The sequence below is a fragment of the Protofrankia symbiont of Coriaria myrtifolia genome (genome assembly GCF_900634755.1).
Taxonomy (GTDB): Bacteria; Actinomycetota; Actinomycetes; order Frankiales; family Frankiaceae; genus Protofrankia; species Protofrankia coriariae.
Map to the genome: position 1 here is coordinate 1 of NZ_CAAAFS010000084.1, position 6,662 is coordinate 6,662.

4 protein-coding genes are annotated in these 6,662 nt (G+C 70.7%); 2 read left to right on the top strand and 2 right to left on the bottom strand.

Features of this window, described 5'->3' with window-relative positions; translation table 11 throughout:
• Positions 1 to 51: 51 nt before the first annotated feature.
• The gene (locus CM1CMNOD_RS04790) at positions 52 to 1,464 is read right to left on the bottom strand and encodes an ABC transporter ATP-binding protein (protein WP_013872533.1); all 1,413 of its coding nucleotides are present in this window, start codon (positions 1,462 to 1,464) and stop codon (positions 52 to 54) included.
• Positions 1,465 to 1,535: 71 nt separating this feature from the next.
• Complete coding sequence (locus tag CM1CMNOD_RS04795; RefSeq protein ID WP_013872534.1) at positions 1,536 to 2,471, bottom strand: ABC transporter permease; 936 nt, start codon at positions 2,469 to 2,471, stop codon at positions 1,536 to 1,538.
• Between the two features lie 273 nt (positions 2,472 to 2,744).
• Between CM1CMNOD_RS04795 and CM1CMNOD_RS04800 the strand changes: the two genes are divergently transcribed.
• Together CM1CMNOD_RS04800 and CM1CMNOD_RS22800 are read left to right on the top strand one after the other, a co-directional pair.
• A complete protein-coding gene (locus tag CM1CMNOD_RS04800) occupies positions 2,745 to 5,324 on the top strand; it encodes an HAD family hydrolase (protein ID WP_013872535.1) in 2,580 nt (859 codons plus the stop codon).
• Between the two features lie 238 nt (positions 5,325 to 5,562).
• The coding region (locus CM1CMNOD_RS22800; protein WP_241245614.1) for a class I SAM-dependent methyltransferase at positions 5,563 to 6,662 on the top strand (1,100 nt) is incomplete at its 3' end.

Sequence of the window (6,662 nt, forward strand, 5' to 3'; positions counted from 1 at the left end):
CGGTGGTCGGGCCGGGAGCCTCGGGGGCCGGGTCGGGGGTGGTCGGGTCGCTCATCCGCGGGCCCTCGCCTCGTAGTCGACTTTGAGCAGGCCACCGGCCTGCGGGCCGCTGATCCCGAACAGGTCGTCGAAGCGCCGTTTGGTGATCGGGACGCCGGTGGTGGCGTCGGAGACGTGCACGCTGATCGCGAACGCGCCCAGCAGCTCGGGGATTTTCGGCACGGTGAAGTCCACGGTGAGGAGTCCGGGTCTGCTCGGTATGCCGCCGACGGGCGTCTCCATCAGCCAGATCGGCAGATCGTGCTGGCCGAGAACGTAGACGTGCAGGTAGATCCGTTCCGGCGCGTCCTGGGTGAGGTCGAGGGTCAGGGAGACGGTCAGTTTCTCACCCGGGTCGAACTGGACCTGGGGCAGCCCCCCAGGGTCCCTGGCGAAGGTCGCCAGGACGGGCCGGACGGCGGCGGCGTCGTAGGGCACGGAGCCGTCCGAGGGCAGGCTGCCCAGGCGCTGCCGCAGCAGCCGGGTGCCGATCTCCGGCGCGCCGTCGAAGATCATCGAACCGGACTCCAGGACCAGGACCCGGTCGCAGATGCTCTCGACCAGGTCCAGGGAGTGCGTGACGAACAGGATCGTGCGTCCCTGCCGCCGGAACTCCTCGATCTTCGCCAGGCACTTCTTCTGGAAGGCCTCGTCTCCGACCGCCAACACCTCGTCCACCAGCAGGACGTCCGGGTCGACGTGGACGGCCACGGCGAACCCGAGCCGGACGTACTGGCCGGACGAGTAGTGCTTGACTTCGTCGTCGATCTTGTGGGGGAGCTCGGCGAAGTCGACGATCGAGTCGAACATCCGGTCGATCTCACGGCGGGACAGGCCGAGCAGGGACGCGTTGAGGTAGACGTTGTCCCGGCCGGTCAACTCGCCGTTGAAGCCGGCGCCGAGCTCCAGCAGGGAGGCGATCCGCCCGCTGACCGAGACCTCGCCGTGGGTCGGGCGCAGGATGCCGGCCAGCACCTTCAGCAGCGTGGACTTGCCGGAGCCGTTCGCCCCGGCGAGCCCCACCGTCTGGCCGTTGCCGATCTCCACGTCGATGTCGCGCAGCGCCCAGAAATCGTCCCCGCTGGCCTGCCCGCGGCGGACGAACAGCTCCTTGAGGCTGGTTGCCCGCCGGTGGTAGGAGATGAACTTCTTGCTCACACCGGTCGCCCGGATCACCACCGGGGCAACCGGCGGGGATCCCTGAGTCGCCGTGGACGCCTCGCTCACCGCGTCCGTCCGGCCTGCCCCGTCCGTCCGGCCTGCCCCGTCCGCCGGGCCCGCTACGGGCGCTGGGCCCGCCGGGCCCGTCGCGGGTGCGGGGGTCGGGGTGATCGCCGCGTCCGAAACGTCCGGGTCCGAAGCGTCCGAAGCGTCCAAGGCCTCGCCGGTCACGGTCGGGCCGGCTGGTGACTGCTGCGCTGGCACGTCTGTCAAACCTTCCTCACTGCCTCCGCGGACACGATCATGACGGTTGTCGTGACCACTTCAGCCGGGTTCTAGAGATCCTCGGCGAAGTCGGCCTGCATGCGGCGGAACACGTGTGTTCCCAGCCAGAGCAGGCCCAGCGACATCGCGCCCGCGACAGCAAGATGTTCGAGGTAGAAGAAGTATCCGGGGTCGGCCAGGATGCCCTGCCCGTTCGCGGGGTTGACGGTCGGCCCTTTGTAGATTGCCCGCTGGAAGGTCGCGACGACCGTCGCCATCGGATTCAGGAAATAGATCCACGTCCACTCGTGCAGAAGTTTACGGATCAGCCCGACCGGATACACGATCGGGTTGAGCCAGAACCACGCGAGCAGCGCCACCTCCAGCAGGTGCTCGGTGTCGCGGTATCGGACGTTGAGCGCTGACACGAGCATGGCCAGGCCCATCGTGAAGATCATCGCTACCGTGAACGCCGGCACCAGCAGCAACAGCTGGAAGCCGACGAAGCTGTAACCGAGCGCCGCGACCACCGCGAAGAGCACGGCGAGCTGCAGGACGAAGTGGACGATGGCGAATCCCACGGCGGAAAGCGGCAGCACCGGCAGCGGGAAACGGACCTTCTTCACGAGGTTCGCGTTGAAGACCACACTGCCGCTGGCCGCGGACACGCTGGCGGAGAACGCGTTCCAGATCAGCAGGCCGGACATCAGGTAGACGCCGAAACGGGGCACCCCGGCGTTCATGATGACCTGGAACACCAGGGTGTACACGGCGAGCAGCAGCAGCGGGTTCGCCAGCGACCAGGCGAACCCGAGGGTCGACCCCTTGTACTTGACCTTGAGATCCTTGCGGATCAGATTGCGCAGCAGCTCCCAGCGCACCCGGGTCTGGGCTCGGCTGCGACGGGCGAGCCGGCGGGAATCCGGGCCCCGCCCGTCGTCGTGGATCCGTTGCCGCGCCGCCAGCGTGGCCGCCGGTGCGGACCGCTCATCAGTCAGGTTCGACACCGACAACCTTCCGTGAGCCGCGCCAAGTGGGAAACGGGCCCGACGCTACCGGGAACACCGGATCGCACTGACCGGCGGACACCGCGCCGAGACGATACGTGGCCGGCCTGGCGCTCCGGCGGCCGGACCTGGTACTCCGGTGACTGCGGCCACCGGGCCGATTCATAGTATCGGGCCGTTCATTCAGCTCCGGCCGGTCACTGTCCAGTCTGACCCGGATACCAGCCGGCCTGTCGGCGGTGGCCGTGGTGCCCCCGTCTGTGGAGGACGCCCGTGTTCACCGACGTCCGGATCCGTGAGGTCTGGTCCCATCTGGAGTCCGGCGGGGCCGAGGTGCTGACGTTGGACGTGTTCGACACGTTGCTGCTGCGGCTCGTGCCCGAACCGACCCACGCCTTCCTGCTGTTCGGGCACCGGCTGGCCGCCGCCGGGCTGCTGCCGCCGTCGCTGTCGCCCGCGCAGTTCGCCCAGCTGCGGGTGCACGCCGAGACCAGAGCCCGCGAGCGCAGCCAGGCCGGGCGCGGCACGCCGGAGGCCCGGCTGGACGAGATCTGGTCGGTGCTGGCGGCGGCGCTGCCCGGCAGCGGCAGCATCGACGACCTCGTCGCCATGGAGGTCGCTCTCGAACGGGACATCTGCCGGGCCGACCTGGCCGTTGCCGAACTGGCCGAGCTGACCATCACCAAGCTCGGCCGGCCCGTCCACCTGGTCTCCGACACCTACTTCTCGCCGGACCAGCTGCGCCGGCTGCTGCGGCGGCCGGAGCTCGCCGGCATCAGGTTCACCCAGGTGCTCACCTCCAGCGACGCCGGGGTGAACAAGAGCAACGGCCTGTTCGCCCACGTGCTCGCGCAGGCCGGGGTCGCGGCGTCCCGGGTCATCCACCTCGGTGACAACCCGGTCGCCGACGTCGAGGGCGCCCGTGAGCACGGGATTCTCGCCGTCCACTACCCCAAGTACACCAGCGGGCTGGAGACGACGCTGGACCTGGAGGGGCTGCGTTCCCGGCCCACCTCCGACACGCCCGTCGACCCGGTGCACGGCGACTACGGGGTGACCGCGATCCGGGCCCGGACCCTGCACCGCGCCGACGCCGCAGCCGTCCCATCGGGCCTGCGCCGCCACTGGGAGACCGGCGCGGCCGTGTTCGGCCCGGTGTTCACCGGATTCGCCGAGTGGGCCGTCGAACGGGCCGAGGCCTACGGGGTCGACCGGATCCACTGCCTCATGCGCGAGGGGGTGTTTCTGGCCCGGGCGCTGGCGGAGCCCGGGCACGACCGCGGGATCACCACGTCCCCGCTGTGGGCGTCCCGGCAGGTGTGCGCGCTGGCCAACGTCTTCGAGGGCAGCCCACAGGAGCTGCGCGGCTTCCTGACCCGACGGCACGCCCCCAGCGTCGGGCAGCTGCTGCGCCAGCTCGGGGTAGGCGTGGAGGAGGTCGCCGGCCTCTCGGCGCTCGCCGGCCGGCGGCTGGACGTCCCGGGCCTGCTCGAGGAGACCCTGCGGGCGCTGTGCAACGACGAACGGGTCCGCGGCGAGATCGTGACGACCGCGAGCCAGCTGCGGGAGCGCTACCTGCGCTATCTCGACGCCCAGCTCGGCGACGCGGACCGGGTCGTTATCGTCGACCTGGGCTGGGGCGGCACCATCCAGGGCCTGCTGCACCAGCTGCTGGTGGCCTCCGGCCGCGAAGTGGAGATCGTCGGCCTGTACCTGGCGACCAACGCCGGCGTCAGTGTGCACCGCCTGTCCGGGCTGCGGCTGGAGGGCTATGTCGCCTCCGGCGGCGAACCGGAGGCGCTGTTCGCCCCGGTGATGCGCAGCCCTGAGGTGCTCGAGCAGCTCTGCATGCCCGACATCGGCTCGCTGATCGGCTTCGACGAGGATCTCACCCCCGTGCTCGCCGCCGACCACACCTCCCGGACGCAGGTCGCGCAGCGGGCCGCCGTCCAGGACGGGGTACTCGCCTACCAGCGGGAATGGCTGCGTTACCACCGTAGCGAGACGCCGATGCCGTCCCTGGTGTCGGACGGGGCGCGGCTGGCTGCCCTGCGCACCCTCACCCGGTTCGTGACCCGGCCGACCCCGCAGGAGGCGTTCGCGTTCGGGATGTGGTCGCACGACGACAACTTCGGCTCCGAGTCCTCCGAAGGGCTGCTGCCCGCCGATCTGCTGCGCAGGATGCCATACCTGACCCCGGCCGATCTTGAGAAGATCCCGATGCAGGAGCTCTACTGGCCGGCGGGGGTGGCGGCGGTGGCGAACCGGCCGCTGGCGGTCGTCAGCGGGCTGGCCGCGGGCGCCGGGATCTCGGCGCTGGAGGTCTCCCCGGAGGCCGCCGCCGGCCCGGTCGAGGTCTACGTCGATGCCGGGGCGGACTTCGCCGCCGGCCCGAAGGAGTCCGCGGTCACCCGCTCCGGACGGGACGGGCTGTCGCTGGTGCGCCTGCGCATCGACGGGGTCGGCGTCCGCCGGGTGCGCATCGACCCGGCCGGCCGGCGCGGCCTGCTGCGGCTGGACTGGCTGAAGCTGTCCTTCCACCTCAACAACGTCACCGAGCCCCACGAGGTGACGATCACTTCGGTCCTGGACGAGGCGCGGCTGCACCTGCTCGGGGCGCGGGTCCTCCAGCCGAACCTGATCGAGATTCTCGGTGACGACCCGCAGCTCATCTACGTGCTCGACCCGGTGGCGCAGGCACATCTGGCGGCCACCTACGCCATTGACGTCGAGTTCGCCTTCGGGTGGCTGGGGATCCGTTTCGACCCGCTGGCGATCCCGACCGAGCAGAGCGCGCCGTTGTCACGCCGGGCCGTCCAGCGGCTGCGGCGTGAGCTCGAGGAGCGTTTCTGAGCCTGTGCTCTCGGGCCGCCGGCGGCATGATCGTATTTTGCTCGCGCCGCCGACGGGCTCCAGGGACCGTTGAAGCTGCCGGAGGCCCCTGAAGGAGGCCATTGAAAAGGCACTGTGGTCGGAGGTGGTGCGATCGTGGTTGCCGGGCGCGTCGCTGGAAGCATCCAAAGAAGACTCTGAGGGAGAATCGGTCGATCGCGATGGTGCGGTCGTTGCGGACAATGTGGACGGGGTCGCTGTGAGTGATACAGCTCTGGGTGGGGGCAGCGTGAACGATCTTGCTGTGGGTCGTCCGGCCGAGTGGCGTGGTTCCGCCGGTGACGGTGGGCCGCGTGGCAGCGCCGGTGAGTATCCCGCGGCGAACCTGTCGGCGCCGGATCCCGGCAACCGGGTGCCCGCGGACGCCGACGCGGGCACCCCCGTCCCGCATCCTGATCCCGCCGAGGCCGCCGAGGCCGCCGGATCGGATGGATCGAGTGGGACGGCCGGGGCGCGGCCGGGTACGCCGTGGTTCGGCGTGCCGTCCGCCAGCCGCGCCGCTGCCGCCCACGGCGACCAGGAGGCACAGGACAATCAGGAGACCGGTGACGATCGGGGGACGCGCGGCGATCAGGAGAGCGGCGGCGTGGTCACCACCCGCGTGCCGGGGACCACGCCGGCTGCCGTCGCTCCTGGCGGCGTTGTCACTGACCGTGAAGGCGTCGACGATCGCGAGGAGGATGTCCTGGGCGAGTCTGGTGAGCCTGACACGTACGCGGTCGAGTCGGCCCCCAACAGGACGTTGCAGCCGCTGCTGCTGCACTCCCTCGCGGAGCTGCGGGAGATCTGGGTGCCGCTGCTGAGGGCCGCCGACATCCGCAGCGTCGCCGAGATCGGCTCGGAGAGCGGCGCCGCCACGTCCCTGCTCGTCGACCTGCTGCGCGGGCGTGGCGGCGGGAAACTGGTGGTCATCGACCCGGATCCGGGCGTGGCGCCCGAGCCCGGAGACGGGCTCGAGGTCGACGTGGTGCGCGGTTACAGCCCGCAGGCCCTGGTCGGGCTCGCCCCCGTGGACGCCTACCTGATCGACGGCGATCACAACTACGCGACGGTGACCAGCGAGCTGGAGACGATCGCCGACGCGGCCCGGGCCACCGGCCGTCCCTACCTTCCGTTGCTGATCATGCATGACGTGGGCTGGCCGAACGCCCGGCGGGACTCCTACTACACGCCCGAGCGCATCCCGGAGCCTGAGCGGCAGCCATACTCGTGGGAGCTCGGGGTCCGCCTCGACAGCACCGGTGCGGTCGCCGGCGGGCTGCGGGGTGAGGGGGCGTTCGCGTGGGCCCGGTCGGAGGG